Origin of the sequence: Granulicella aggregans (genome assembly GCF_014203275.1) — a bacterium.
Lineage (GTDB): Bacteria > Acidobacteriota > Terriglobia > Terriglobales > Acidobacteriaceae > Edaphobacter.
Window position 1 is genome coordinate 31,770 of record NZ_JACHIP010000011.1, and the last position, 24,370, is coordinate 56,139.

27 protein-coding genes and 1 pseudogene are annotated in these 24,370 nt (G+C 55.9%); 17 read left to right on the plus strand and 11 right to left on the minus strand.

Annotated elements, in window-relative coordinates; genetic code table 11:
* Positions 1–208 precede the first annotated feature (208 nt).
* The gene (locus tag HDF16_RS24130) at positions 209–2,152 is read left to right on the plus strand and encodes a VWA domain-containing protein (protein ID WP_184222458.1); all 1,944 of its coding nucleotides are present in this window, start codon (positions 209–211) and stop codon (positions 2,150–2,152) included.
* A gap of 496 nt (positions 2,153–2,648) precedes the next feature.
* Here the strand turns inward: HDF16_RS24130 and HDF16_RS31655 are convergent, their stop codons facing one another.
* Positions 2,649–4,133: a diguanylate cyclase domain-containing protein gene (locus HDF16_RS31655; RefSeq protein WP_184222460.1), complete on the minus strand. Its 1,485-nt coding sequence runs from the start codon at positions 4,131–4,133 to the stop codon at positions 2,649–2,651.
* 3 nt (positions 4,134–4,136) lie between these two features.
* Here HDF16_RS31655 and HDF16_RS24140 point away from each other — a divergent pair, with 3 nt between their 5' ends.
* Positions 4,137–5,051 carry an ATP-binding protein gene (locus tag HDF16_RS24140; protein ID WP_184222462.1) on the plus strand — a complete coding sequence of 305 codons (915 nt, stop codon included), beginning with the start codon at positions 4,137–4,139 and terminating at the stop codon, positions 5,049–5,051.
* Positions 5,052–5,587: 536 nt separating this feature from the next.
* On the opposite strand, the gene HDF16_RS24145 is transcribed toward HDF16_RS24140, so the two are convergent.
* From HDF16_RS24145 to HDF16_RS24160, 4 genes are all read right to left on the minus strand, one after another.
* Complete coding sequence (locus HDF16_RS24145; RefSeq protein ID WP_184222464.1) at positions 5,588–5,755, minus strand: hypothetical protein; 168 nt, start codon at positions 5,753–5,755, stop codon at positions 5,588–5,590.
* A 76-nt stretch (positions 5,756–5,831) separates the two neighbouring features.
* Positions 5,832–6,293, minus strand: coding sequence for a DUF1569 domain-containing protein (locus HDF16_RS24150; RefSeq protein WP_221313081.1), 462 nt, complete (start codon positions 6,291–6,293; stop codon positions 5,832–5,834).
* A 38-nt stretch (positions 6,294–6,331) separates the two neighbouring features.
* The gene (locus HDF16_RS24155) at positions 6,332–6,793 is read right to left on the minus strand and encodes an SRPBCC family protein (RefSeq protein WP_184222468.1); all 462 of its coding nucleotides are present in this window, start codon (positions 6,791–6,793) and stop codon (positions 6,332–6,334) included.
* Complete coding sequence (locus HDF16_RS24160; RefSeq protein ID WP_184222470.1) at positions 6,790–7,146, minus strand: ArsR/SmtB family transcription factor; 357 nt, start codon at positions 7,144–7,146, stop codon at positions 6,790–6,792. The genes HDF16_RS24155 and HDF16_RS24160 overlap by 4 nt, the downstream gene beginning before the upstream one ends.
* Before the next feature lie 247 nt (positions 7,147–7,393).
* On the opposite strand from HDF16_RS24160, the gene HDF16_RS24165 reads away from it, so the two are divergent.
* Complete coding sequence (locus tag HDF16_RS24165) at positions 7,394–8,002, plus strand: NAD(P)H-dependent oxidoreductase (protein ID WP_184222472.1); 609 nt, start codon at positions 7,394–7,396, stop codon at positions 8,000–8,002.
* A 299-nt stretch (positions 8,003–8,301) separates the two neighbouring features.
* Here HDF16_RS24165 and HDF16_RS24170 read toward each other — a convergent pair whose 3' ends face one another.
* Both HDF16_RS24170 and HDF16_RS24175 read right to left on the minus strand, forming a co-directional pair.
* Positions 8,302–9,648 carry an ISNCY family transposase gene (locus HDF16_RS24170; protein WP_348641416.1) on the minus strand — a complete coding sequence of 449 codons (1,347 nt, stop codon included), beginning with the start codon at positions 9,646–9,648 and terminating at the stop codon, positions 8,302–8,304.
* Positions 9,649–9,979: 331 nt separating this feature from the next.
* Positions 9,980–10,840 carry an alpha/beta fold hydrolase gene (locus HDF16_RS24175; RefSeq protein ID WP_184222474.1) on the minus strand — a complete coding sequence of 287 codons (861 nt, stop codon included), beginning with the start codon at positions 10,838–10,840 and terminating at the stop codon, positions 9,980–9,982.
* 323 nt (positions 10,841–11,163) lie between these two features.
* On the opposite strand from HDF16_RS24175, the gene HDF16_RS24180 reads away from it, so the two are divergent.
* The 3 genes from HDF16_RS24180 to HDF16_RS24190 are packed head-to-tail and all read left to right on the plus strand — an operon-like array spanning position 11,164 to position 13,987.
* Positions 11,164–11,568, plus strand: a complete 405-nt coding sequence (locus HDF16_RS24180; protein WP_348641417.1) for a GntR family transcriptional regulator — start codon at positions 11,164–11,166, stop codon at positions 11,566–11,568.
* Positions 11,565–12,497, plus strand: a complete 933-nt coding sequence (locus tag HDF16_RS24185; protein WP_184222476.1) for an ABC transporter ATP-binding protein — start codon at positions 11,565–11,567, stop codon at positions 12,495–12,497. Before HDF16_RS24180 ends, HDF16_RS24185 begins: the two co-directional genes overlap by 4 nt.
* Positions 12,494–13,987 carry a hypothetical protein gene (locus tag HDF16_RS24190; RefSeq protein WP_184222478.1) on the plus strand — a complete coding sequence of 498 codons (1,494 nt, stop codon included), beginning with the start codon at positions 12,494–12,496 and terminating at the stop codon, positions 13,985–13,987. The genes HDF16_RS24185 and HDF16_RS24190 overlap by 4 nt, the downstream gene beginning before the upstream one ends.
* Positions 13,988–14,047: 60 nt before the next feature.
* Here HDF16_RS24190 and HDF16_RS24195 read toward each other — a convergent pair whose 3' ends face one another.
* A complete protein-coding gene (locus HDF16_RS24195) occupies positions 14,048–14,656 on the minus strand; it encodes a recombinase family protein (RefSeq protein WP_246409906.1) in 609 nt (202 codons plus the stop codon).
* A gap of 207 nt (positions 14,657–14,863) precedes the next feature.
* On the opposite strand from HDF16_RS24195, the gene HDF16_RS32065 reads away from it, so the two are divergent.
* From HDF16_RS32065 to HDF16_RS24240, 9 genes are all read left to right on the plus strand, one after another.
* A complete protein-coding gene (locus tag HDF16_RS32065) occupies positions 14,864–15,343 on the plus strand; it encodes a TonB family protein (RefSeq protein WP_184222482.1) in 480 nt (159 codons plus the stop codon).
* 214 nt (positions 15,344–15,557) lie between these two features.
* Complete coding sequence (locus tag HDF16_RS24205; RefSeq protein ID WP_184222484.1) at positions 15,558–15,722, plus strand: hypothetical protein; 165 nt, start codon at positions 15,558–15,560, stop codon at positions 15,720–15,722.
* Positions 15,723–15,800: 78 nt separating this feature from the next.
* Positions 15,801–16,004, plus strand: a complete 204-nt coding sequence (locus HDF16_RS32070; RefSeq protein WP_221313085.1) for an AAA family ATPase — start codon at positions 15,801–15,803, stop codon at positions 16,002–16,004.
* The gene (locus tag HDF16_RS24215) at positions 15,935–16,294 is read left to right on the plus strand and encodes an AAA family ATPase (protein WP_184222485.1); all 360 of its coding nucleotides are present in this window, start codon (positions 15,935–15,937) and stop codon (positions 16,292–16,294) included. Before HDF16_RS32070 ends, HDF16_RS24215 begins: the two co-directional genes overlap by 70 nt.
* Positions 16,295–16,335: 41 nt before the next feature.
* A complete protein-coding gene (locus HDF16_RS24220) occupies positions 16,336–16,662 on the plus strand; it encodes a hypothetical protein (RefSeq protein WP_184222487.1) in 327 nt (108 codons plus the stop codon).
* Between the two features lie 52 nt (positions 16,663–16,714).
* Positions 16,715–17,497, plus strand: coding sequence for a MobA/MobL family protein (locus HDF16_RS24225; RefSeq protein ID WP_184222489.1), 783 nt, complete (start codon positions 16,715–16,717; stop codon positions 17,495–17,497).
* Between the two features lie 37 nt (positions 17,498–17,534).
* Positions 17,535–17,774 (plus strand): hypothetical protein, encoded by a 240-nt coding sequence (locus HDF16_RS24230; RefSeq protein ID WP_184222491.1) that lies wholly within the window; start codon positions 17,535–17,537, stop codon positions 17,772–17,774.
* A gap of 38 nt (positions 17,775–17,812) precedes the next feature.
* On the plus strand, positions 17,813–18,541 hold the full coding sequence (locus HDF16_RS24235) for a hypothetical protein (protein WP_221313087.1): 729 nt from the start codon (positions 17,813–17,815) through the stop codon (positions 18,539–18,541).
* Positions 18,541–18,738 (plus strand): hypothetical protein, encoded by a 198-nt coding sequence (locus HDF16_RS24240; RefSeq protein ID WP_184222495.1) that lies wholly within the window; start codon positions 18,541–18,543, stop codon positions 18,736–18,738. The genes HDF16_RS24235 and HDF16_RS24240 overlap by 1 nt, the downstream gene beginning before the upstream one ends.
* A 358-nt stretch (positions 18,739–19,096) precedes the next feature.
* On the opposite strand, the pseudogene HDF16_RS30930 reads toward HDF16_RS24240, so the two are convergent.
* A pseudogene (locus HDF16_RS30930) lies at positions 19,097–19,351 on the minus strand (IS66 family transposase zinc-finger binding domain-containing protein); the annotation flags it as partial.
* 2 nt (positions 19,352–19,353) lie between these two features.
* On the opposite strand from HDF16_RS30930, the gene HDF16_RS24250 reads away from it, so the two are divergent.
* Complete coding sequence (locus HDF16_RS24250) at positions 19,354–19,821, plus strand: hypothetical protein (RefSeq protein WP_184222537.1); 468 nt, start codon at positions 19,354–19,356, stop codon at positions 19,819–19,821.
* Positions 19,822–20,088: 267 nt separating this feature from the next.
* Here HDF16_RS24250 and HDF16_RS24255 read toward each other — a convergent pair whose 3' ends face one another.
* Positions 20,089–20,430 (minus strand): hypothetical protein, encoded by a 342-nt coding sequence (locus tag HDF16_RS24255; RefSeq protein ID WP_184222497.1) that lies wholly within the window; start codon positions 20,428–20,430, stop codon positions 20,089–20,091.
* A gap of 383 nt (positions 20,431–20,813) precedes the next feature.
* Here HDF16_RS24255 and HDF16_RS24260 point away from each other — a divergent pair.
* Positions 20,814–21,925 (plus strand): IS3 family transposase gene (locus tag HDF16_RS24260; RefSeq protein ID WP_432432279.1). Its coding sequence is split into 2 segments (ribosomal slippage): positions 20,814–21,060 and positions 21,060–21,925, totalling 1,113 coding nucleotides; the frame shifts between segments, so codons are not numbered across the junction.
* A 194-nt stretch (positions 21,926–22,119) separates the two neighbouring features.
* On the opposite strand, the gene HDF16_RS24265 is transcribed toward HDF16_RS24260, so the two are convergent.
* Complete coding sequence (locus tag HDF16_RS24265; RefSeq protein ID WP_184222501.1) at positions 22,120–24,354, minus strand: alpha-galactosidase; 2,235 nt, start codon at positions 24,352–24,354, stop codon at positions 22,120–22,122.
* Positions 24,355–24,370 lie beyond the last annotated feature (16 nt).

Below are 24,370 nucleotides of genomic sequence, written 5' to 3' on the forward strand. Positions count from 1 at the left end.
GCGAGCAGATTCACGCAAAGTCGGGCGGTCTCACCGGTCAGCGCAACACTTTTGGCCGGCTATTTCTCGACAGTGTCCCTGGGGTATTATCGCTGCTTTCGGGCAGCAACGAGCGCGGTGCTGTGGTTTGGAAGTTGAAACTTGCCTGTTGCTCCTGGCGTCTACGTTGTAGGCTGTGTTGAAATGGACGACGCTGCACGGGGGTCCAATGTCAATCCGTCGAGCCGCTATCCTTGGATTGCTGGTTGAGGTAATTTTCCCCTTGGCGATTGCTCAGACTCCGCCAGCGGTAACGACGCTTACGACGGGGACGAAGCTTGTGATCGTTGATGTGGTGGTGGCGGATAGCAGGCAGAACCCGATTCACAATCTCACGGCTTCGGACTTCAGCGTCTTTGAGAACGGCGCTCCAGAGCGGATCAAGACCTTCGAGGAGCACTCGGCAAGCACGGCCAAGGCTGAGCCGCCTCTGAATCTACCGCCGGGAACGTTTACCAACTACACAGCAGCCCCCGCGAATGCTGCGCTAAATATCCTTCTTCTGGATACGCTGAATACTCCGCTCACAGATCAGACTTACGTTCACAATCAGCTTCGTCTCTTTCTCAAAAACAATCCACCGAATGCTCCTCTCGCGATCTTCGGGTTGGGTTCACGGCTGTGGCTTCTGCAGCCGTTCACGGCGGACCCTCGGCTGCTCCGTGCTGCCATTGAGGCCAAGTCTCTAAAGAACTCGCCGCTGCTCGAAAACACAGCGAGAGGCGATGGCTCACAGAGCCTCTCGGAACAGATCCAGGAAGTAGAAGGCAACAACCTGACGCAAACCCAGGTCGTTCAGCGCTTGAAACAGTTTGAGGCGGACCACAGCTCAACTGCCTCGCAGCTGCGTGCCCGCTATACCCTCGAAGCGCTTAACCAGATAGCCCGCTATCTCGGGGGCATGCCTGGAAGAAAGAACCTCATCTGGTTCTCCGGTTCGTTCCCAATCAACGTACTTCCTGATAGTTCGCTGCTCGGTCCGTTTACGGATCCCTTCGCGCCGGTTGCGGGGTCGTCAGATCTCTTTCGACAGACGACGCGTCTGCTCGCCCAGAGCCAGGTTGCGGTCTACCCCGTTGGGGCTGGAGGCCTTTCCACATCTTCTGTGTACTCGGTGGAGGAGTCAGGGATGCAGTACGACACCAGGACACATCCGCTCGATACCTTTGCCAATAACGTCAACAGTGCGTCTACGGAGAACGCGGATAACAACATCACCATGCAGCAGATGGCAGAGCAGACGGGAGGGCATGCCTACATCAACACCAATGGTCTCGCGACTGCGGTGACACAGTCGATTGCAGCGGGGTCGAACTACTACACGCTGACTTATTCGCCGACGGACGCGGTAAGTGATGGGAAGTTTCGCAAGATCCAATTGAAGCTTCGGCGTGATGGGTTCACGATGGCGTATCGACGGGGCTACTATGCGGATGCTCCGCCGGCGACGTCTGCTCCCGTTGAAGCCTCGCGTTCTGCTCCGAATCCTGCTCCGGGCAGTCCGGTGACCTTCACGGCGTTAAAGCCCGCGCCTCCAGTGGTCGATGCGATGCATAATGCGATGATCTTCGGCTCGCCTATGCCCACGCAGATCACGCTGAAGGTGATGGTTGTTCCGGCGGCGAAAAAGCCGGAGCAGACGCTGCTGGCAAGCAACTATGCGATCGCGTCGGCGAATATCAGTGGGCCTTATCAGCGTTACGACGTTGTCATCGCGGCAGACCCCAGCGCCATTGAGTTCACACCAACCGCTGACGGGGGGCGTCATGCAAATCTGCAATTTCGCACGTACGTGTATACGCGAGACGGAAAGCTGATAAACACCTCAAGCAGAGTTCGCGAAGAGGATTTCACGGCGGCTCTGTATAACCTCGCTCTTCACAAAGGTCTCTTTCTTCATCAGCAGATCAGTGTGCCTCTCAAGGGTGAGTTTTATCTGCGCATCGGTGTTCACGATGTCACGGCGGATCACGATGGTGTTGTTGAAGTTCCTGTGGATAGTGTGAAAGATCTTCCGGCACTGGCGGTACCGCTCCTGACGCCCCCGTTGCGGCGACGCAGTAAGGAACCGTCTGATGAATCTGGGGTTGTGAATGCGGAGCAGCCTCACTAGTAGTATCTGCAAGCGCCAGCTACGCAGATCGATCTGTTTTTCGAGGCCGACCGTTCCGATAAGGCGCAGCTCCACCGCGCGAGAGACCGGAAACTCAGGCGAAAGACCACGCTCATCGAAGAGAGCTCGTTCAACATCGCGGTTGAAGTTGAGCGTGTGACGCAGCGGGATCTGCGAACGTCCTAACTGCGGCGCGCGATCTACCCAGCGGTAGAGACCACAGCCAGCCGCAGCAGCGATGGCGCCGATGCCGAAGCTGCGCCGTGTATGTTTGTGCGAATCGGCGAGAACGTCTGCATCGCTTTGCTCCCGCTTCAACTCGACCGGCGCTGTTTCGGGCACTTCTTCCGCTGTTTCTTCGGGAACATTTTCATCATTCATGCGCAATTCCTTGGAGGTCGTCATCGTGAGGGCTCTGGCTGTTTGCACCAGAGCCGCACGGGGTAGGCAATGTAGTCCCCTTTACAAACGCATCACAGCGCCACATCAACCCGCCCTACGAAGCCACTCCCACCGACCTGAACCCCAACTCCAGCCGCCGAGCCTCTTTCGCCGCGTACATGTCCATATCCGCATGACGCTGAAGCTCTTCAGGCGTCGTTCCATGCTCCGGCGAGATCGCCAGTCCGGCACTCGCAGACCCGTGCACCACTACTTCCTCCAGCTGAAACACCGGCTCAAAACACCGCTGCAACCGCTGACGGTAGATCTCGGCGTCCTCCACGCTCTTAAGTTCGGCGGTCAACATAAACTCGTCACCGCCAATCCTGGCCAGCAAATCTCCCGCTCGAACCTGTGAACCCAGACGCACCGCGATCTGCTGCAGATACAGATCTCCGGTCTTGTGACCGAACTCGTCGTTCACCTGCTTAAAGTGGTTGACGTCGATGTAAACCACTGCGACCAGGTGCCCGCGCGTGGCGGAGGTGCGCAAAGCCTCCTCCAATCGCAAATCCGAGTACCTCCGATTGGGCAGCCCGGTCAACGGGTCATGCGTAGAATGGAAGTTCAGCCGCTCATACAGCCGCCGTTGATTCAACGCCAGGTTCGAAAGGCTTGCGCCGACAAGCAGAGCACGCTGATCCTCTTCCGTAAGCACCTTATCGCCCTGGCAGCGCGCTCGGAAGTTCCCCAGCGTCGCCCCGGATGCCTCAGTCAACTCCACCGACAATATCTCTTTATTTCGGCTTCCATTCACGCCCCTCGGATTTAGCGCCCCCGCCACACACCGTTCCTCCCCGTTTTGCCAGGAGGCTTTCCTTTGTTTCGAGTCAAAGCGATACGCCTCCAGCACCTCACACGTCACATCCAAGCCGGGAACCAGCCCGCCAATCGAACCGCAGATGTCTTCCAGCAGCTCCGGCAAGGGTGTCGAGGAATTGATCTTCTCCAGCAAGCGGCTCCGTTGCTGCTCCAGCGCCATGGAGCTATGAATCCGCCGCGATTGCGCCGACACTCGCCGCCGCAGCACTAGCGCCCATGCAGTGATCAGCACCGAGACCATCAGCAACCCAAGCAGTAGAAGCAGCAAATGAGTCACCGTCCACCAAGATGCCTTGGCCGCTACCGTCACATCGCCGGGCTCCCGCATCTCCAGCAGGAACGATACCGAAGTGCCCCACGAATCGGTCTTGGTCACGCGGCAAATCCCGGTGACCTGGACCTCAGTCCCCATGGGTAACGTAGGCAGCTGCGGCCGATCGCTTGTCCACAAGAGGACGCTCACTGGATGCCCCTCGACTACCACCACCATCATGTCCGAGATCTCGTTATGCAGCTGCGAAAGTACCTGACCTTCTATTGTCACCAGACCATCGCTGAACTTGCCCCCGATCGCTTCTTCATACTTCACGGGCTGCGGCTTGATCTGCTCAAACCGGCCAGTCGGCAGAATCTGCGCCTCATTCAGCTTCGGCCCTGCGTCGTCTCCATCCGCAAAGCCCGTCAGGTCGACCACCTCACCTAAAGCAACCGGCTTCACCTCGTGGGTCTCCGCCAGCTAGAAGAAACCCGGCTTCTACACCTGGCGGATGAATGCGAACTGCGGAAGCGATCTGAACTGGATGATCTCAAAAATGAGTATGTCGCCATGGTGTCCCATGAGCTCCGGTCGCCCCTGACAAGCGTCCGGGGCGCTGTTGGAATTCTGTCAGCGGGCCTGGCAGGTCCAGTGAACGACAAAGGCGCAAGGCTTTTTCATATTGCTCTGAGCAACCTGGACCGGATGATTCGATTGGTCAACGATGTCTTGAACCTCGAACGGATAGCGTCAGGCGCGACATCGCTCCAGGTGGAAGAATGTTTTATAGAAGATTTGGCAGAACAGGCTATCGAAACAATGATGCCAACGGCTCAAGCCCATGACGTCGAGCTGAATGTCAACGCAGACCTTCAGATACCGGGCCGCAAGCTCCGTTTTCATGGGGATCCCGATAAAATTTTGCAGGTCCTCATCAATTTGCTTTCAAATGCGATCAAGTTTTCCCCGCCCAACGGGAATGTTGTGCTCGATATTCAGGCGTCTATCGACCAACTGACGGTTAAAATCTCAGACGAAGGACGTGGCATTCCAGAGGATCAACTTGAGAAGGTGTTCGAACGCTTTCGGCAACTCGAACATGACGATGCCCGTCGACTCGGAGGAAGCGGCCTCGGCCTTGCAATCTGTCGCGCCATTGTTGAACAGCACGGCGGCGCAATTTGGGCGGAAAGAAATCCGACAAAAGGTACGTCTTTTTTTGTCACCCTGCCTCGCTCCACGCAAAAGCTTCATACAGAGGAACCTGCCGAAAAGGCCTATGCGCGTGCGGCATCGCTTGCAAGGCCGCCAATCATACCATTCGGAACTGATGCGAAGTCAAACCAGGCGACAACCCGGTACCCTTATGAAGCTGACTAAATCGATGGCGTGTGTGAGCCTAGCGAACGAGAAGGCGCAGGTTGTAGGACCTACGACACCCGTTCTTGATGTGATCTGTGTCAGCGAAGAGATCCTGGGGATTGTGGTGCTCACGTTATCTGACGGAACCCTTCACAGTCTGACGTATGAACAGCTGCGTACTCTTCGTGATATTTCTCACTGATTGCTGGTCGGCTCTATTCCTGCCGCAGCCGGGTCGAGTCGCTGCGCAACCGGCTCGCCGAGTTGTGTCCGCGCTGCCGCCTCCAACCCCGTCAACTCAGGATGGGGCGGCGACAGTTAGCTTTGCATAGCTACGACATTATTGCTTTGCGCTTACACGCGATGTTGCAGCTCATTAGAAATGACAGACTGGCTAGCCCATTAGAAGTGTCAGTATAAGTCAACTTGTTGATGTGTTTGTTGAATAATCCATGCCAGTCGTCGTGCGGTGCGTAATGTGGGAACCGCCGTTCTTTGGCGGTTTCCAAGGGCTGTGGGAAGGGTGGGACAGTTTCATCGTTCCACGCTTTCCATCAGGCCATCATTTCCACCGCAGGGTCGCCGTTGGATTTTGGGACATAATCCGGTCCATAGATACCGAACGCGCGTTCTACGATGCGCGCCTCGCCGCGGATGTCCTGCGTGAGGTTGAAGATCGCCGCTTGACCCTTGCGTAGCGCACGCATCACCTCAAAACCCATGATCGTCGCGGTGACGGGCTACCAGGCTTCAACGGAGAACATGTTAGGGTTCACCCGAGGGCCAGGACAGGAGCTGCTAGGCGCCGAACTGACGAAGGTGATGATCGATATGTTTGTACATGAGGATGGCCCACTCTTCCGGCGTGAGCGGGCCAAAGAAGGGGTGTGGCTGGTGGGTGCAGCCGGCGGGTCCCCGTGCGGCGAACCTATGCATTTCCTCGAGCAAGCGGGAACGTTCGTTGATGAAGTGGTACCCAGCAGTGTTTCCGGTAAACAGTTCCGGCGCAGAGGGTGAGTTGCGGCGCATTGGTTTGTTGTCGCGAAAGATGAATGGCTTGATTACCCTGCCAAACAATGTGGCCGGGAAAGGTGCCCGTTTCGTCTTCAAGGCTCCCGTGGCCATCTCGAAACCTAAAGCGCAATGCACAAGTGCCTGAGAAACGTTCAAAGTACCCCAAGACGGCTGGTTCTCAGCAGTGAGCAGCAGGATGCGCGTCTGCGTATCGTCCACCAACGCGGGATCAAAAAGGTTTTTCACCTGGGTCTCCATCGCTTCGTTTCCCCTTGAATAAGGCGTTATGCTTTGGCTGCCATAGCTTCAGCGCGCTTGCGTGCCTGCTCGCTGATGTACGCCCAACCTGTCTCCACATTGAAAGCCATGCCTTGCGGAACCAGACCAAAACCTGTGTGGCGAAAGCGAATTACGGTTTCGCCACCTTCTTCGGTAAGCCTGTACTGGACGTTGTTCGCAACGGGTGCCGACATGAACAGCGGCCCTGCGATCTCCAGTAAAGAAGGGGTCCGAATCGCCTGCACGTTTCCCCAGAAGTGCCCGTCGCCATTACCGAGATCGCGGAACCATCGTCCTCCTGGGAACGCCTCCAAGGTCATCGGCATGGCCGTTCCGTCCGGCTTTTCATTGCTGGGCCCGAGCTGGTCTAACAGTGCTGAGAATGTGACATGGAGAGGAGCTTTCACTCTTGTCTCCTGCACCACGGTCAGGGTGACGTCTTCCATAGTTTGAGCCGTGTTTGTCATTGCTGCTCCTTGTTCTTGCCGTCGTGCTGCTTTGCGACGCCCTCGGCCCGCTGCTTGACTCGGCTCAACTGGTGGCTCCAGTACTGCTCGAAAAGAGCGGTCCAGCTATGCAGGGGACGCAGTGCATCGGAGTGAGTGCGATAGAGCTTCTCACGGCCTCGACAGCGCATGGACACGAGGCCTGTTTCGCGCAAAACACGAAGATGTTTTGACACTGAGGACTGATGGATACGAAGCGAGGCGGAAATGTCTCCGACGTTGCGCTCGGCTGGAGCCAAGTAGACGAGAATAGCGCGCCGACTTGGCTCAGCGACGGCCTGGTAGATGTCAGCGTTTGCGGCCGCTCGTGCCATGCATAAAGAAATACATGACCATATAAGCACATGTCAAGCGAATATGTCCTGACACTACGGTTGAGGCTGTTCACGTTAAGCTTCCTAAGCTCTTCCGAGCTCAGTTGCAGGAGGAGCAACGTTTCTCATACCTTCTTAGAGTTCCTCAACCGTGAAGATGTTGAAGGTACCAACATCGCCGTGCGAAGCTCGTAAACAGTTACGGAGAAACAGGGTTTGAAGAAACACTGACATGCGGAGACCAGAGATGAATGGAGCGCTTGTGGTGGTGAGCCATCCCGATCCAGCCAGCTTGAATCATGCACTTGCGAAGGTAGTAGTTGATGCTTGGGAATCACTTGGCTTCAAGACGCGGTTTGTGGATTTGCACGCACTCGGCTTCGACCCCGTCATGAGTCCAGAAGAGGCACGCGGTTGCGCGACCGACGATGCAAAGGTCCAGGAGCAGATTGCACTTCTTGTCAAAAGCGTGCTGGTCGGCGTTGTTCACCCGAACTGCTGGGGTTCACCGCCGGCAATGATGAAAGGCTGGATGGACCGAGTCTTCGCCCCTGGTGCCGCCTACGCTTTTGCGAAGGGCGAGGACGACGGAAGAGCGCCTAAGGGGCTACTCCGTGACAAGCGGGCGCTGGTGCTCAACACCAGCAACACGACGGGAGCGCGCGAGCAGGAGGCCTTCGGCGACCCTCTGGAACGAATCTGGCGCGATTGCCTTCTCGGTTATTGCGGCTTCGAACGTGTAGACCGCCAAGTCTACCGTGTGGTCGCCAACAGCACCAAAGAGGAGCGCAGAGATTGGCTTGCAGATGCTGGCCTGAGGGCAATCAAGCTGGCTGGGCAACCTATCCGGCCGTGACGAACAGAGCCGCTTACGTCGTTCGAAGTAGCGTCAGATTTGCCGATGCGGTGCTTCGAGCAAACATAGTTGGCGGAAGGGTAGTTCGGACATTTCAACTTTGCAGAAACCGGACATTCCTACTTGGGCGCTACAACTCTGTTGCTGCAAAGCGATAACGTCGCTGTTTCTGCAAAGCGGTTCTGTCATCATAGTGCGTCGTAGTCGTCGTGCGGTGCGTAATGTGGGAATCGACGTTCTTTGTCGATTTCCGAGGACTGTGGGAAGAGTGGGACAGTTTCATCGTTCCACGCTTTCCATCAGGCCGTCATTTCCACCGCAGCCGGCGGCGCGTTTTTTGCTTTGTAATTCACCCCGTAAAGCTGACGTGGATTCTTCTTGTATCCGCCTTTCTCGCTGTTGGTTTGTATCCTTGGAACAAGCGTTGCATCCTGTCTCGCCTTGATGATGGATAGGGCATGGCTCAGTCGTTTGCGCTCAACGATAGCTGCTGGGTTGACGCGCTGGTCCTTGTCGAAGACGCGGTAGGGAAGTACGTGCCCATGCGAGCGCACCTCCAGCCGGCCATCGGGGAAGGTGTAGATTTCGACGTATTTGCCGCCCAACTCTTCGCTGATCTCATTGCGTTCCAGGATGAGCTGCTTACGGTCGTAGCTCAAGGTGAGTTGCTCACTGACATGGCGTTGCTCACGTTGACTTAGCACATCATCGAGTTTGCTTGGGTCGTTCAGCCTGCGATGAAGATTGGCTGTTGCCGCAGGCTTAAGTGCGAACCGTTTGTTGAAGCGTTCCACGAAGCCGGGCAGGAAGGTGTTGCCAGTTTCCAGATCACATACGTTCTCTAGACGTAACTCCTTGACCAGCCGATCCTGCAGGGTGCGGTTAGCTCGTTCGACACGCCCCTTGGCCTGGCTCGAGTTGGCGCAGATGATCTCGATATTAAGCTCAGCCAACGCACGGCCGAACTGAGTCATTCCGCAGCCGTTCTTCGTATCCGGTCTGTTCACTCGGAAGACGGAGTGCTTGTCCGAGTAGAAGGCCAACGGGCAGCCATGCGTCTCCAGATAGCTGCGAAGGACCTCGAAGTAACTCGACGTGCTCTCACTGGCAACGAAGCGCAACTGCATCAAGCTGCTTGTGGCATCGTCGATAAAGACCAGCAACGTACAGGGCTCGCCACGGTCTTCGAACCATCGATGTTCGCTGCCGTCGATCTGGATCAGCTCGCCGTAACTCTCACGTCGGTGCCTTGGCTGATGGAAACTCCTGCGCTGCTTGCGTGACAACCACAGACCGGCCTCGACCATCCACTTGCGCAAGGTCTCGCGTGATACCTCAATACCGTGACGCTCCAGCAGAACCTCCACTGCAAGTGTCGGACCGAAGTCACGGTAACTCTGCCGTACGAGTTCGAGAACCAGCTCACGTGTGCCTGCGCCTAACTTGTTGCTCGCTGGGCGGCCTCGGCTCTTGTGGATCATGGCTCCGCCGCCGCCATCGCGATGCCTGGCCACTAGCCGCTGCGTCTGCCTCAAGCTCACACCCAGCACGCCCGCCGCCGACTCCGTCGTCCGCCGACCTGCCAGCACCTCGGTCAAGACCTCAACCCGTCGTAACTCCTGCTTGCTCATCTGTAGCCAACCCATCTGCCGCCTCCAATCCCTCAACTCAGGATGGGGCAGCGACACTTTGGCTTTGCAGAGCTACGACGTTATTGCTTTGCGCTTACAAACTCGACTATACAAAAGGAACGGTATCGGACCTCAGTCTTTTAGAATCAGATACATATAGCACAGTCTAGCCAGCCGATCTAGCCACATCAAGTGGGACACTGGCTAACCGAGTTCTCCGCAGCCAGGGCAAGATACCAAAGTGTGGCGTCGTCAACCCCGTGCGGTGGGTGATGGAGGGCTGCTCAAGGGAGCGCCGCAGGCGTGGAATTTGAAGATCTTCGGTCGAACTCCAACTCCTGTGCCCTCAGTGCTGGGTCGCGGGCCGAGCCGGACGAAGAACACGTCGAATCCCCCAAAGGACCAGCCTTGGTTCTTCTTCCTGAACATAGTGACCACTTCGTGCCGTCGTAACCAGGGTTCCATCTGGTACCGAACGAGCGAAGCGCCCCAACGACAGGAACCGATAGTTAAGCATGAGCTGCTGGTACTGTGCCTGATCATAAGAAACGGGTAGATGCGGGTCATTCGTGAATGGATATCGGGTTGTGGCAATCACGACAACGGGCACCGGCGGCATCGGTAAATTCTGGAGGTCTCTAAAATCATCTCTTCTTTCATCGCGGGACATCTGGATGTCCGCATCGACTCCAGGATCGAAGTGACCGGCTTGCTGTGCATAGTAAGCATCTACGGCTGCACGAAGTTTCTCTCCGTCTTCGCCGTGCCCCAGAGGTTCATAGATGTAGCGCCTTCTCTCTTCCGCTGTCTCCCCGAAGTCGGTCGTTTCTACCAGTACCAGTCCGGAAACGTCTTTCGGGAACAAGCCAGCGAAGGCCCTCACGAGCGGACCTCCCCAAGAATGTCCGACGAGTAGATATGGCGGCGACGCCACTTGGGCAAGTGCTGCATGTAGCACAGTCGCGATGTGCTCGGGAGACGGCGGTACGCCATCTGGCGCAGAGCCGTTCATTCCAGGTCTTTCGTACGTGATTGCCATAACGCTTTTTGGCAACAGATCGATCACTTTTTTCCAATGATCCTCGCCACCCCCCAGCCCGCTTTCGAACACAATAGTTGAGTGTTTGATTGCCAGACCCTTTACTGCATAGGACGTCATAAGCAAGCGATGGCCAGCATTGCTCACGTCGAGCTTGCGTGCGACCATTTGGCCGCTCAGACATGTTGGTAGCATCATCAATGCGAGAGCCACTAGGGTGCTGCGATAGCCGTTTAGCATCGCCCCGAATCTATCACAGGCGGCCCACGTGCTTTCCCTGAGACGGCTCATCGTACGAGTCCTTCTACAACCCTTCCGAAAATGATTAGCTGCTTGCGGGTCTTTACTCACTGAAACCACCATTTCAACCGAGCTTCCGCCTGCTACTCCTTGCCGGTTTCCCGGCGCGCAAGCTTACATAGGTTTCCCTTTCTTGAGGTGCTCCAGTATTCTCTTGCTTGCACAGGTGTACTGCTGGTATTAATACACCTGTGCTGCCGTTTTCGATAGCTCTGAAACCGGGTCTTCCAATCGCAGACCAGATCGTATACGCCGCGAAGAAAGCGATCGTCGCAGGCGTGATGCGTGCGGGCGACCCTTTTCCTTCCGTGCGTGCACTTTCCAAAGCACTACTAATCAATCCAAACACCGCACATAAGGTCGTCAGTGAGCTCACCATGGCGGGGCTGCTCAGCATTCAGCCTGGAATCGGAACCGTCATCACAGCACCATCCGGCTCTTCATCAAGGGAGCGTACCGCGCTCCTTGGCCCCCGGATAGAGGAATTGATCGTCGAAGCGCGTCGCCTCGGGATTACTCAAGAGGAAGTTCTTCAATCGATCGCTGTGCACTATCAGTCGTTAACTCCCAAGAACCGAGACAAACCTATCCGATGACCGTACCTTCGATTTTCGCCTCTGGGCTCACAAAGACACATGGGCCTCACACTGTTCTGAACCAAGTCTCCTTCTCGGTCAGCCCTGGGTCGGTTTACGCCCTCGTTGGCTCAAATGGAGCCGGGAAGACCACCCTTATCCAATTATTGATGAATCTGCAAAAGGCCACTGCTGGAACAGCGCAGCTCTTGGGAACACCAAGCGAGCAGGTCCGGGGTTCATTTCTCAAGCAGGTCGGCTACATCTCTGAAAATCAGGAGATGCCGGAAAGCATGACAGTAGTTCGTTATTTCAGCTATTTGAAATCGTTCTATCCGGCATGGGACTCCGATCTGGAGCGGCAGCTGCTACGTGAGTTCTCGCTGCCAGGAGACCGAAAGCTCCGTCATTTGTCGCGAGGGATGCGGATGAAAGTGGCATTCGTGGGAGCGTTAAGCTATCGGCCTCCCCTGCTGATTTTAGACGAGCCTTTTTCAGGCCTTGACCCGCTAGTCCGAGACGAACTGGTCCAAGGCCTCCTGGATCGCATTGGCGAATCCACGATCTACTTGTCGTCCCATGATCTTGCTGAGGTAGAGACTTTCGCAACTCACGTGGGGCACTTGGAAAGCGGAAACCTCGTTTTCTCAGATGAAATCGATACTTTGCACGGTCGCTTCAGGGGAGTTGAGTTTCATACATCAACGGATCGACCGTTGCCCGTGGGTCTGCCTAAGACTTGGTTGGAGGTCGAAAGGTCAGGAATCATCGTCCGCTACAAGCACTCTGCTTTCAAGGACGCAGAAGACTCAATGGCTGAGATTCACCGTTTGTTTCCTGACGCGAGCTCTTCTACATTTTCGCCATTGTCGCTCCGTACGATCTTTTTAGCCCATGCTCGAACGGCCCGAGAGGTACGAAACGAGCAGAACACCGGAGAGACACAATGAGCCAGGTAAAGACCATTCTGTTCAAAGACACACGAGAACTTCTTCCCGAACTACTTGTATCTTTCATCATTCTGGGCATCTTCGCAGTCGTCGAGTCATCAGGCTGGGGATCAAATCCGGTCGTCTTGCTATCGGCTTCAATGCTGGCGAAAATCTTTGCGGTTCTTCTTGTTATGTCGTGGGGAGTCGTTGTCATTAGGCTCATACAGACAGAGCGTCTTGTCGGACTCAACCAGTTTTGGACCACGAGACCTTATGAATGGCATAAACTCCTATGCTCCAAGGCTCTGTTCGTCTTTCTGTACGTCGAACTGCCGCTGGCACTCGTGCAGCTTGGGCTGCTGAGGCTAGCCAATCTACCAGTGTGGAACAACATCCATCTGGTCTTGATTAATTTGGCAGTTGTGAGTGTTTTCTTCCTTTTGCCATTCGCGCTAATCGCGGGCCTCACAGCCACTTTCGCCAGAACCGTTCTCATCATGGTCGGAGTCGTTGTATTTGTGATGGCGACTGTGGCTTTGGGGATGGGCGCGAAGAGGTTTGGGTCTGTAGATCTGGCGTGGTCGCAGTTTTTTGTCTTGGGACTTGGGCTGCTTTTTGCTCTAGCGAGTCAGTATCGAAGGCGAGATACAAGAGTGTCCGTTTTGATTCTCATTGCGGCACTGTCCATAGGTGTGATGTCGCAAGCCTTCATTCCTGGGTCAAGTTTGTCAGTTGCGCGATACCATCCAATTAGCCACGGCGGGCCGCAGATTCGTCTGGATAACGACCCCCAGCGAGCCACAGAATCACTGACGGACTCTCAAGTCGGAAGCAGTATAGCGCTCCATCTTCCTTTACTTGTCTCAAATCTCGCCCCCCAAGCGAAATACCGCCGCCAGGCCGCACGCATAACGCTAACAGGGGCGGACGGGTTCACATGGAAGTCTGGTTGGATTTCGGACAGAGGGCTATTCTCGTCGGGCTCACAAACCGAAGTCTCTTCAAGTTCTGCGGACTTTTCGATTCCAGCCAGGGCTTATCGCCGGCTTGGTAGCGGCAATGTCACAGTGTCGTTGGAGTTTGCCGCGCAGCAGTTCCTGATTCTGGAAGAACAGACATATAACGTCTCTCTTTCGGGAGTTCGGGTTCCTCACCTTGGGTCGTGTTCGGTTGACGAAACATTCTCTACTATCCTTTGTCATTCAGCATTTTACGAGTCGAATCAGTTCACCGTCGTGACCAGGCGTTCCAATACCCCGTGTACAGTGGCAAGCGAGGGTCAGAGAGCCTTCGGCGTCATCGGTACTCTTAGTGATCGAATTCCTTTGCCTAAGATCAGTCCCGTGGAGATTGAGTATCTTGAGCACACGTCTTCTCTTCCAGCACCCAACCTTTGTCCAAATACACCAATGACCCTGTCCGAATGGAGGGCAGGATCACGCACCCGATTTGAAGTTGATCCCGCCCCGATGCAGCTAAAAGCTTACGCACGGATGGAAAGGGAATAAGATTCCCCCGACGGGCTTATTCCCCCGTTTTCGTCATGTGATTAGCCTATCCGGGACGTATTAAGCCTTCAGGCTCTTTGGCCTTACGATGCGGTCGATCGTAGAGATGGACACACCGAAGGACTTCGCGAGGTCAACTTTAGTTTCCTTTCGGCCTGCCCACAAAGCTTTGATCTGGCGTATCTGTTGCGACGACATCTTGTGCTTGCGCCCTCCGGTTCGCCCTCGGGCCTTCGCTGCCGACAATCCAATCATCGTGCGCTCTCGAATCAACTCGCGCTCGAACTGTGTCAGCGCTGCGAAGAAGTGGAAGACAAGTCGGCCAGACGCTGTGGTTGTATCGAAGTTTTCCGTCAGCGAGCGAAAGTTAACGCCTTCTTTCTCGAAGCGGGCCACGAGTTCGAGCAAGTTGCGAAGCGACCGCGCGAGCCGGTCAAGACGCCAGACGACAAGCGTATCCCCTGGCCCAAGGTTATCCAAGCACTTCTCCAGCTCGGGGCGATCCATCGTGCGACCACTGCCCTCCTCCTGGTAGATGCGCTTGCACTTCGCGCCTTTCAGTGCGGGTATCTGGGCTTCGGTATTCTGGTCGGCGGTGGACACACGCGCATAGCCAACGATCATGAGAGAAACATACCACAAACGGATGCACCATGATTGTCGTGGCATTATCCTCTCACAAACGGTTGCTATTCATGTATGATTATGACGTCGGGTTGTGACACGTGTTAGCGCGATTCGCTCAATGAATCTGTGCAGATAAAAGACGTGTCACAAACGGTCGTTTGTGACGGGCCGTAATCGGAGCCGAGCGAATCAAAGCTGTTGTACGATCTTCCTTGAAGCAACGTTAGAGTCACGGACAGGAGTGAGGGGATGCAAAAGACATTGAGTACATGTTTGAGAGATGCGGCGATTGCTCTTAGCTTGGCGATTTCGCCCATTCACGGAGCCAACCTTCTCGCGCAAAGTGCGCCGAGTCCCTACCTGGATAGCGGACCGACGACTCCAACGGGTTCAATCGTCAAGTCTCGAGCGGTGGGATTGGACGTACTTACTGATACGCAGGGAGTAGATTTCGCTCCGTATTTTAGAAATGTCATCCAGACGCTGTCGTACGATGCTCGCTCTGCGAAGGCAGTTCCAGCGTCGGCGACTTCACCGTCCACGCTGCTCAGTGTCACGATTGACCACGATGGCCAAGTGATCGCCTTGCATCTCGATGAGAGTAGTCATAACGGTGATCTAGACCGCGCTGCTTGGCGTTCTGTTACGCAACTAAAGTCATTCCCGCCACTCCCAAAAGACTTTACTGGCTCACGCTTAAGCATACGGGTTCGCATACAAGCCTCTTGAAGCCACTCGCAGGCAAACGTTTTGGCAGGCCCCATTTTGGGGCCTGCTTTCGTTCACCCACGGAGTTCACGCGTAAAGGCTAAAGATCCTGAAAGCTAGAATCTGGCAAATTCAACCCATGATGCTGTGTGTTCGCCTATCTCAAGAAGATGGTCGTTTGTGATGGGGGCATATGGAGTGCAGCGATTGCAAGAGCCGAGATTCGCTACCTTTCATGGTCAACGATGATCTCTGGGTATGGCACATCAGCGGCCCCGACCTGCTCTGCTTTGATTGGGCAGAGATAAGGCTTGGACGAGCTTTCACCGTTCACGATCTCAAAAAGGATCTGCCGCTCAATGATTGGGTGGTCGCTGCTTTCAGAGAAGGTCGTTTGTGACGACTGTCTATTTAGCGCAACGTATAACTTGGTCACATCGTTCCACGAAAGGATCGTTACAGGAAGCCGACTGTTCATTTGATCTGCGGACCCGTAGGCTCGGGAAAGACCACGTACTCCAAGAAACTGGCCTTAGAACATGCCGCCGTCGTGTTTTCAATGGATGAGTGGATGCAAACTTTTTTGGGGGCGATCTTCCCAAGGAGGCAAAAATGGCCAAGGTGGACTTGGCGTGGTTTGCGGAGCGGGTTGATCGTTGTGAGAGGCAGGTGTGGTCAGTAGCCGAACAGCTTCTCACGCAGGGACAGAGCGTGGTCCTTAATCTCGGCTTCATAAGAAAAGCTAGACGGGATAAGGCACGGGCAGCCGCTGCGGCGGTCGGATTCGAAACCAAATTGCATGTTGTGGATGCTGACTTGGAGACTCGTCGCACTAGAGTGGCAGATCGAAATAGTAGCCAGGGCAATACGTATGCCTTTGCTGTGACCCCCGCCATGTTCGCCTTTGCCGAGAACATGTACGAAGCTCCAGACATATCCGAACGGGCGACATCACCCGAAACGCTGTCCTAAATCGCCGTTCACGAACACCGAGTTTTATTCAGAGGAGCCCTATGAAGAGAAAAGGCGGCGAGCTGGGGTTGGGCTTCGCACGGTCGTTGTCACTTCGGATCTCGGAAGCGTTGGCTACTACTCTCGAGAAGCAGCGAGTGAAAATATCGAGCGAAGTCGGGACAAGTGTCTCTGCGAGTGATGTGGTCAGACGTGCTGTCGAGACATATTTGGTTGAGGCCGGTCACAAAGTCTCGATCACACCGTGGCCAAGTGCGCCCACCCTGGAGGAAAAGGTGAAGCAGCTGGAAGCGGAGATCGAACGGCTGCGGAAGATGGTGCCTGGTGAAGCCGCTAGAGAACTGGAAACGAAGCACTTTTTCCATTGACGGTCGTTTGGGATATCGCTCGAAGCTAGGCACGGGGAAAGGAAACCAGGGAATGGCGATTCTTCATTTTAGATTACATGGTCCGCGACTTGGCGTTTCGGCTCTTCAGAGGTATGAATACCTGGTCGCCGATTTGCCGCATTTCTCTCGGGGGCAGGTCGAACGCGTAGACTCCGGCAATCTTCCGGATTTCGCTGAGGGCAGGGCTCGTGACTTTTGGTGTGCTGCGGACGGGTACGAACGCGTCAATGGGCGAGTCTTCAGTGAGATTGAAGCAGCTCTTCCGCATGAGTTGACGGGCATCCAAAATGAGGCTCTCGCGGGTGAGGCGGTGCAGGACTTTCTTGGCGGAACATTCCCTCACACGATGGCGATTCATTCGCTCCTGGATGCAGAAGACAGACTGCAACGCCATATGCACATTATGTTTTGTGCACGTCCGGTAACAGCAGCAACAAGCGTCTTGCCGCCCGAACGATTTTTCAAGCGTAATGGTGCAAAGAAGGACAGGGGGTGGAACAACCGCACGAAGCCCTATTCACTGAGGGTTCGTTGGTGCGATCTGCTCAACGGTTCGCTAACAAGGGCGGGCTTCGCTGGTGAACTATCCCCTGGGAAGAAACTGGATGGTTCGGTAGAACCGAAAGTTGTTGGGCTAAGCGGAGAGGTCAATAGCGAGGCAGCGCGGCAAGTCAGAGCGATTCGTAAGGATAGACGGGACATCGCGAGCCTCGTAGAGGAATGCGAGAGGGAAGCAGACATGAAGATCGCTGCACTCGAAGCGAACCTCATAGCGGAACTATTGAGACTTGACGAGCTGGCGGCAACACTATGACTTGCTTCGCATATGGCACGGGTCGGGAAGGGCACACATGAATATCGACGTAGAAATTGCCAACGCTCAACGGGATCAGTTCGCTTATTACATTGTCCGGGTCTCCGTCGCTCTGGGCATCATAGATGGCAAGCAGCCATATAACGGGGAACAAGTGGCGTTTCTGGCAGAAGCGTCGATCAATGCGATCCGCGCCACCTCAGTACGGCACAACAAGGAATACGCAGAGGAGCGACAAGCATTCTTGGATTCCATGCCGCCGCTTCGACGACTTTAGGCTGTTGATGGAGATCTGGTTATAGAGAGGGCGCGGCGATGAGGGTACGTTGGTTTCAGTGCAATCTCGGGCTGAGTGGCTGGCTCGCAGCCGGAGGCATGATTGCCCTATCTGCGGCCTTGGCCCTGGGGCAGGAAGCCGGTTTCCTTGATACGCGCCCTGGATCTCAGCCTGCACCTTCGATCACGGGCGGATCGGCTGATGGCGGCGGCATCGGCTGCGGAGGGTGTGTCGTCATGAACCCGCTAAAGGTTGAGATTGAACGTTTGACACTGATCGATCGGGGACCATCCCCCGGAGTTGAATGGACGATCCGAGTTACCAACCAGACGAAAAACCCAATTCAACTGCCTAGTTCGCTGTCCTGGTCTGGTTCGGCGGTTTCGGGGAGCATGGGTCGAACCAAAGCCCAACGGATTTACTTTGGCGAGACCGCTGACTGTGAAGCAAGCAGCGACAGGGCCGCCTCGAAATACCGCGCCGGGGCATCCATGTATGCTCCACCGGACGGTGCGAGGGATGTAGTGACTCTTGAAGCGGGGCAATGGGTAACTGTCGTGGGCTACGGTGCCGCTTGTGGTTTTCCTCGGGCAGGTTCGGACTCCTACGCGGTGAGCGTGGGGTTGACGCAAGTCGAATGGTATCGGGCAAAGGAAGGGGATCGCGAAGACAGCCGATCCGTCTATTCGATGGTTTCATCGCAGCCGGTCAACTGGGACGGCGCGCATGACTTCGTAAAGGCAAATACTACTAAGGGAGGGAACTGATGCGGGTTTTGGTCGATGGAGTTGATACGGTGATTGAAGGGGAAGTGATCGGCGGGACACCGGTGGGTGGTGTCGATGGGCAGTTCGACCTAGGAGATGAGTTCACCGTGCGTTGCGACGATGGTCAGTGTTTCTTGATTAACGGCTGGATGGTCGAGGTCGAGATCCTGAGCGATGCGCCCCTGTGGGTGATGTAGGAGATGGGACGCCTCGTCCAGCGGTCGATATGCTGTCCTTGTGGGATCGAGAAGCTTCTGGCCCGTGGCCTTTGTGCGACCTGCTACACGTTGAAACGGCAAGACGAAGAATACTTCGGCGGCCATCGGGAAAAGGTCTTGGCGCGAGACGGCTACAGGTGTGCCGTTCCTCGGTGCACAACGCTCAAGCGTGGTAAGCGGTCACTCGCTGTTCATCATCGGGAACCCGGAAACAATGATCCGAAGCGAATGATTACCTTATGTCTTGCGTGCCATGCGAAGGTCACGCGGACGCTATTCCTGGAAGAAAATTGGCCCGAGCTGCTTCGCGTTCTCTGGCGAGAACAACACCCGAAGGCGAAAGAGCAGAAGTTCCTGGATTTCCGGGTGGGATAGGCCGAGATGGAGCGGGCGCTTCGACGACCGTCTCGCAGCGGCCGCAACTGAACTTCGGACGTACATGTCGAACGACCTTGAAGCTCTCCGGGACATACTCCAGGACCTCGGAGACATCTTCACCGAACTCTCGTAAAGTACCGCCGCAGCCGGGACATCCGCTCGTCGCGGGAAGATGCGTCTCGACTTCACGCGGCAGATGCTCGGGAAGAGAACGGCATGACGATCGACCGGAGAGAGGCTCAACGGATGCTTCTTCCTCAGTCAGCAAAGGAGAGGTTACTTCCGCTGCTACATGTGGAGTTCGCAAACCCTATCATGGTGGATGCTGCGGGTTCAGGCAAGCTGTTCGCGGGGACGGCTGTTACTACGCGCAGCTCCGCGATTACAGCAGTGCCCGGCAGTCAAACACTGCCGGACGGCACAGCGGTCTTCGTTCGCTTGTCGCAGCGCAACGAGCGGCAATTCCTGATCGAGGGCGACCACGCTGTGCTGGGCGGAGTCAACCTGCCGTTGCAGACGAATCAGGTGGTACGTGTGGCCATGCCAGCCCGCCCTGAGCCGGGCGTTAGGATTGGCCCTTATCAGCTGCCGCGCATGAACGCCGGTGCGGTTCTTCTGCCGGGCGGAACCATAAATAACCTGCAAGTGCGAAGTAATGTAGCAATGGATGCTGGGCCGAGATAGACCGCGAATGATCTCTTATCTGCTTTAAGAACCACATCTGCGTCTTCCCACACCCGCCCGTATCCGACGAAGTCACCGCGGTTGGCGGCGGCAGAGTCTTCCTGTATGGTTGCGGTACGCGTTCGGGCACGTATTCCCGGCTGCCCACGTTCGACTGGTTGTTCGAGCTTTGCCCTCGCGCCTTACGCAAACAGCACTTCTCCCGGCTCTAATGAGCCGCCATATATCAACTATCCGTAAGGAACGTTATATCTAAACGCCGAATTGCTAATTCTTGACCTTGGATCGAGCGGCTCGCATTGCCTTCTTGGCCTCGACCTCGAGCCTGTGCTGCTCGAGTTTTTCTGCGACCTTACCCGACGGTGTTTCGAGCACTGGTACGACGCGCTCCGTGCAGAAATTAATTACATCGGTATAGGTAAGGTTCCACTTTTGCGCAGCCTTCTTCATTCTTAGATAAGCCGGAAGCGGCATTTTTACAGTGACGCACTGCAGTGGACTCTTCTGCTGGGGTTCATCCATGTCCTCGAGCACGGCTTCCATAAATTGTTCGCTAAGCCCGTCAGGTAGCGCCGTCAGCTGGAAACTTCGATCCGTCGGGTAGCTCATTAGCTTCTCCTTTTGTTCGCTATTAGGAAGGAGATTAACATTCTTTCGCTGCGGACTCAAGCGCTCATATGGACATCACCGACGAAGACTTTCTGCGGTCACCAGGCCGCGCCTGACCTGGAATTTCGTATGTACACACGCAATTCCAGGTCAGAAGTTGTTGATTGACGCGGCTTTTACATACGTCTGGTCCCGACCGTTACGTAAAGCGCTTGATTGTAAGCGCAATCATGTCGTAGGTCTGCAAAGCAAAATTTCGTTGCCACATCAGGAGTCTAGGGTCGGAGACGGCGATTGATTTGGTGATCGGCCTCGGTATTTCTGTACCAGTTGAAATGTTAGTCTTCGAGCAAAACCTGACCTGAAAGGGTGGAGGATTTTGGATGAGGAAGAAGCGTCTTTCTATTGAGCAGATGATTGGAGTGTTGAAGCAGGCGGAGGTGGGTGTACCTGTTGCGGAGTTGATCCGGAAGGCTGGGATCAGTGAGCAGACCTTCTATCGATGGAAGTCGAAATACGCTGGGTTAGAGGTGGACCAGGTTCGGCAGATGGCACAGCTTCAGGAGGAGAACCTGCGGCTGAAGAAGCTGGTAGCGGAGTTGAGTCTGGACAAGACGATGTTGCAGGATGTGCTCTCAAAAAAATGGTGAAGCCTTCGCGGCGTGGACCGATGGTCGATCGGTTGATGAGCAGCTATGGGGCGAGCGAACGGCATGCCTGCCGTGTTCTCTGTGTGACGCGCGGAACGTATCGCTACCGGAGTTGCCTCGATCCACGAACGGAACTGCGGATGCGTATCCGTGAGATCGCTCACGCACGAGTGCGCTACGGATACCGCAAGATCCGCGTTCTGTTGAATCGCGAAGGCTGGGATGTAGGCAAGTATCTGGTGTACCGGTTGTGCAAGGAAGAAGGGCTGATGCTGAAGCGTATGAAGCCGGCTGGCAAGCGCAAGGTCCCTCGTCTGCGCGAAGAGAAGGTTAAGCCAACCGCGCCGGATGAGGCATGGAGTATGGACTTCGTGGCGGACCTACTACAGGACGGCACCCGCTTCCGTTCCCTGACCATCGTCGATGTCTATACGCGGGAAGCGGTGGCGATCGAGGTGGGCCAAAGCTTGAAGGGAGACGATGTGGTGCGCATCCTGAACAAGCTTAAACTCGAGCGTGGTGTGCCTAAGGTGTTGTTCTGTGACAACGGCAGCGAGTTCACCAGTCATGCCATGGATCTATGGGCTTATCAGAACGGAGCAAAGATCGACTTCTCAAGGCCCGGCAAGCCGACTGACAACGCGTTCGTAGAAAGCTTCAACGGGACCTTCCGGGCGGAGTGCCTCAACACCCACTGGTTCATGAATCTCAAGGAGGCAAAGCACCTGATCGAAGCCTGGAGACGCGAATATAATGACAGTCGTCCTCACGCATCTCTCGCGGACAGGACGCCAAGCGAGTTCGCCAGCCAGTACGCGGCTAGCCGCGTACTGGCTGGAACCTAAACCGGTTGAAGACTAACTCTGACCTTGGTATAGAAATGCTGGGCCCTTCAGCCCTGCAAGAAGCTGCCCTACACTAACACCCCCTCGGTACAAAAGATCGGGCAGACCAACAGTCCAAGCAAGCGATCCTCCGACGCTGACACGTTTAACGTCGATATCTTTGAGCTCCACGACAGAAAGAGTCATCCTTCAAACTAGTCCAGCCGTTCCAGTGTGAAGGCAGCTGCCTGGAAGTCGCCACGAAGTTGGAGATCCACCCCGCGATTCATCCAATAGCTGCCGCTGGCAGTTAGGGGAGTGTCAGCGGCGAGCTTGCCAGCGAAGGGCTTGATTGCGTACATTGCGTCGGATTCGAGGCCGCGAAGGTGGATGCGCGGATAAGGATAGAGTTCGGTGCTGGAGTGAAGGAAGGCGAAGGTGACAGCCTGTTTGCCATCGCGCGAGACTGACTCCGTGACGGATTCTTCACTTTGGTGCTCTGGAGAGACGAGGCGATAGAGAGCGCCTCGCTGGATGGTCTCGCGAATCGACTTATATTGCGCAACCAGGGCGCGAGCCGTATCGAAGTCGGTGGGTGTCCAGTGGTTCAGGTTTGCGCCGATGCCCAGCGAACCTTGCATGGATGAAAGGAAGCGGTACTCAAGCGAAAGGGTGCGCTGGTTGACCCAGGTGGGCGAGTCGGTGACCCAGGCCATCATCGTGCCGGGCGTATAGGCGTAGGTGAAGCCATTCTGAATGCTGAGACGATCGAAGGCGTCGGTATTGTCCGAAGGCCACACTTCGTCGGTGAATTGCATGACGCCTAGATCGACACGGCTGCCGCCACCGGAGCAGGATTCGATCTCGACGGATGGGTGTTTGGCGCGAAGCTCGGCAAGGATGCCATAGAAGTTGCGCGTGAAATCGACATAGACCTTCTTTTGGTCTTCGGGCGGAACCGCGGGCCATCCGGGCTCAGACCAGTTGCGGTTATAGTCCCATTTCAAAAATGCTATGTCGTTCTCGCTAAGAAGCTTGTCGAGGACGCCGTAAACGTAGGCGCGAACATCGGGACGGGCTAGATTGAGCATCAACTGATTCCGGCCCTCGCTGCGGGGGCGACCGGTGAAGTTCAAGACCCAGTCTGGATGAGCGCGGTAAAGATCGCTGTCGGGGTTGACCATCTCCGGTTCGACCCAGAGACCGAACTCCATGTTAAGGGAGTGCACTTTGTCGATCAGCGGCTTGAGGCCATGGGGAAACTTCTGCTTGTTGACATACCAGTCGCCGAGACCGGCATGGTCGGAGTTGCGCTGCCCGAACCATCCATCGTCCATGACGAAGCGTTCCACGCCCAGGCTCGCGGCTTTCTCTGCGAGTGCGATCTGACCGGGTTCATCGACCTTGAACTCGGTCGCTTCCCAGGAGTTGTAGAGAACCGGGCGAAGCTTGGGGAGCGCCGAACCGGATGGCCGGGGAAGCAGGGTGTTCACCTCGAGGCGGTGCATCTTGCGTGAAGCCTCACCTATGCCTGTGGAACTGAATCCGCCGTAGAAGTAAGGTGTCGTGAAGCGCTCGCCCTTCTGGAGACGATAAGCAAAGTCGAAGGCGTTAGGCCCTCCGTTGACGCGGACCTGCTGCAGGGTGTCCTGTTCGACCGTGATCTGCCACGAGCCGGACCAGCCGAGAGCGCCGAACCAGACGTCGCCTGAGGTTTCGTTCGCCTCGGCGTGGGAGATAGCGAACCATGGATTGTTTTGCGAACCGGTGCTGCCGCGACGGCTTTCAAGCGTGGTCTTGCCGCCGTGAATCTCCTGCTCCTGCACGTTCCACTCCGCCGCCCATCGGCCTGTAAGATACCGAAGCTTGTAGTCGGTTCCGCGAGGAATGTTCCAGGTGCCGGCGGAGACTTGTTCGATGGTGAAGGGAGCTCCGGTGCGGTTCTCTATCTCGGCGGAGCGGCGGAGGATCCCGGTCTCTGCGTCCATGCGGTAGGCCAGGGTGACATAGACTTCGCGGGAGACATCCTTCAATGAAAGGAAGAGCTGGTCGCCTTCGATGCGCTCCGACTGGTACTTGAGCACAAGGTCGCGATTGCCGTCGGGGAAGGTGACTTTGAGATCGGGCTCGACGTAGAGGACGCCGCCCCAGCCGACGAACTCCTGCGGCGTCGAGCCTTCAGACGGGTCGAAGGCGGAAGTGCCAGGTGATGATTTTGCGCGGGCGAAGTGATCTTTTGCGGAGAGACGCTTTCCCCAGTAGAGGGTTTGGAGCTGGTGATTTTCGTTGACGCCGATCATGTAGGTCGTGTCTGCAGCGTCGACGCGGAAGGTGTTTGTCGCGGCGTCGAAGTGGAACGGGGCAGCGGTCTGAGCAGTTGCGGCCTGAACAGCGGCGAAGACGAGGAGAGCGGCAGCGGATAGGGGACGTGGCAGATATTTCACGGTCATGGGGTTCCTTCAGCGG

Bases quoted from the DNA above. Each gene is read 5' to 3' on its own strand.
- HDF16_RS24215 (WP_184222485.1), top strand. From the start codon at position 15,935: ATGGCCAAGGTGGACTTGGCGTGGTTTGCGGAGCGGGTTGATCGTTGT.
- HDF16_RS32065 (WP_184222482.1), top strand. From the start codon at position 14,864: ATGCAAAAGACATTGAGTACATGTTTGAGAGATGCGGCGATTGCTCTT.
- HDF16_RS24235 (WP_221313087.1), top strand. From the start codon at position 17,813: ATGAGGGTACGTTGGTTTCAGTGCAATCTCGGGCTGAGTGGCTGGCTC.
- HDF16_RS24220 (WP_184222487.1), top strand. From the start codon at position 16,336: ATGAAGAGAAAAGGCGGCGAGCTGGGGTTGGGCTTCGCACGGTCGTTG.
- HDF16_RS24265 (WP_184222501.1), bottom strand. From the start codon at position 24,354: ATGACCGTGAAATATCTGCCACGTCCCCTATCCGCTGCCGCTCTCCTC.
- HDF16_RS24185 (WP_184222476.1), top strand. From the start codon at position 11,565: ATGACCGTACCTTCGATTTTCGCCTCTGGGCTCACAAAGACACATGGG.
- HDF16_RS24255 (WP_184222497.1), bottom strand. From the start codon at position 20,430: ATGAGCTACCCGACGGATCGAAGTTTCCAGCTGACGGCGCTACCTGAC.
- HDF16_RS24190 (WP_184222478.1), top strand. From the start codon at position 12,494: ATGAGCCAGGTAAAGACCATTCTGTTCAAAGACACACGAGAACTTCTT.
- HDF16_RS24145 (WP_184222464.1), bottom strand. From the start codon at position 5,755: ATGGGTTTTGAGGTGATGCGTGCGCTACGCAAGGGTCAAGCGGCGATC.
- HDF16_RS24170 (WP_348641416.1), bottom strand. From the start codon at position 9,648: ATGGGTTGGCTACAGATGAGCAAGCAGGAGTTACGACGGGTTGAGGTC.
- HDF16_RS24195 (WP_246409906.1), bottom strand. From the start codon at position 14,656: ATGCCACGACAATCATGGTGCATCCGTTTGTGGTATGTTTCTCTCATG.
- HDF16_RS24130 (WP_184222458.1), top strand. From the start codon at position 209: ATGTCAATCCGTCGAGCCGCTATCCTTGGATTGCTGGTTGAGGTAATT.
- HDF16_RS24240 (WP_184222495.1), top strand. From the start codon at position 18,541: ATGCGGGTTTTGGTCGATGGAGTTGATACGGTGATTGAAGGGGAAGTG.
- HDF16_RS24205 (WP_184222484.1), top strand. From the start codon at position 15,558: ATGGTCAACGATGATCTCTGGGTATGGCACATCAGCGGCCCCGACCTG.
- HDF16_RS24165 (WP_184222472.1), top strand. From the start codon at position 7,394: ATGAATGGAGCGCTTGTGGTGGTGAGCCATCCCGATCCAGCCAGCTTG.
- HDF16_RS24225 (WP_184222489.1), top strand. From the start codon at position 16,715: ATGGCGATTCTTCATTTTAGATTACATGGTCCGCGACTTGGCGTTTCG.
- HDF16_RS24250 (WP_184222537.1), top strand. From the start codon at position 19,354: ATGACGATCGACCGGAGAGAGGCTCAACGGATGCTTCTTCCTCAGTCA.
- HDF16_RS24175 (WP_184222474.1), bottom strand. From the start codon at position 10,840: ATGGTCGCACGCAAGCTCGACGTGAGCAATGCTGGCCATCGCTTGCTT.
- HDF16_RS24160 (WP_184222470.1), bottom strand. From the start codon at position 7,146: ATGGCACGAGCGGCCGCAAACGCTGACATCTACCAGGCCGTCGCTGAG.
- HDF16_RS24155 (WP_184222468.1), bottom strand. From the start codon at position 6,793: ATGACAAACACGGCTCAAACTATGGAAGACGTCACCCTGACCGTGGTG.
- HDF16_RS24230 (WP_184222491.1), top strand. From the start codon at position 17,535: ATGAATATCGACGTAGAAATTGCCAACGCTCAACGGGATCAGTTCGCT.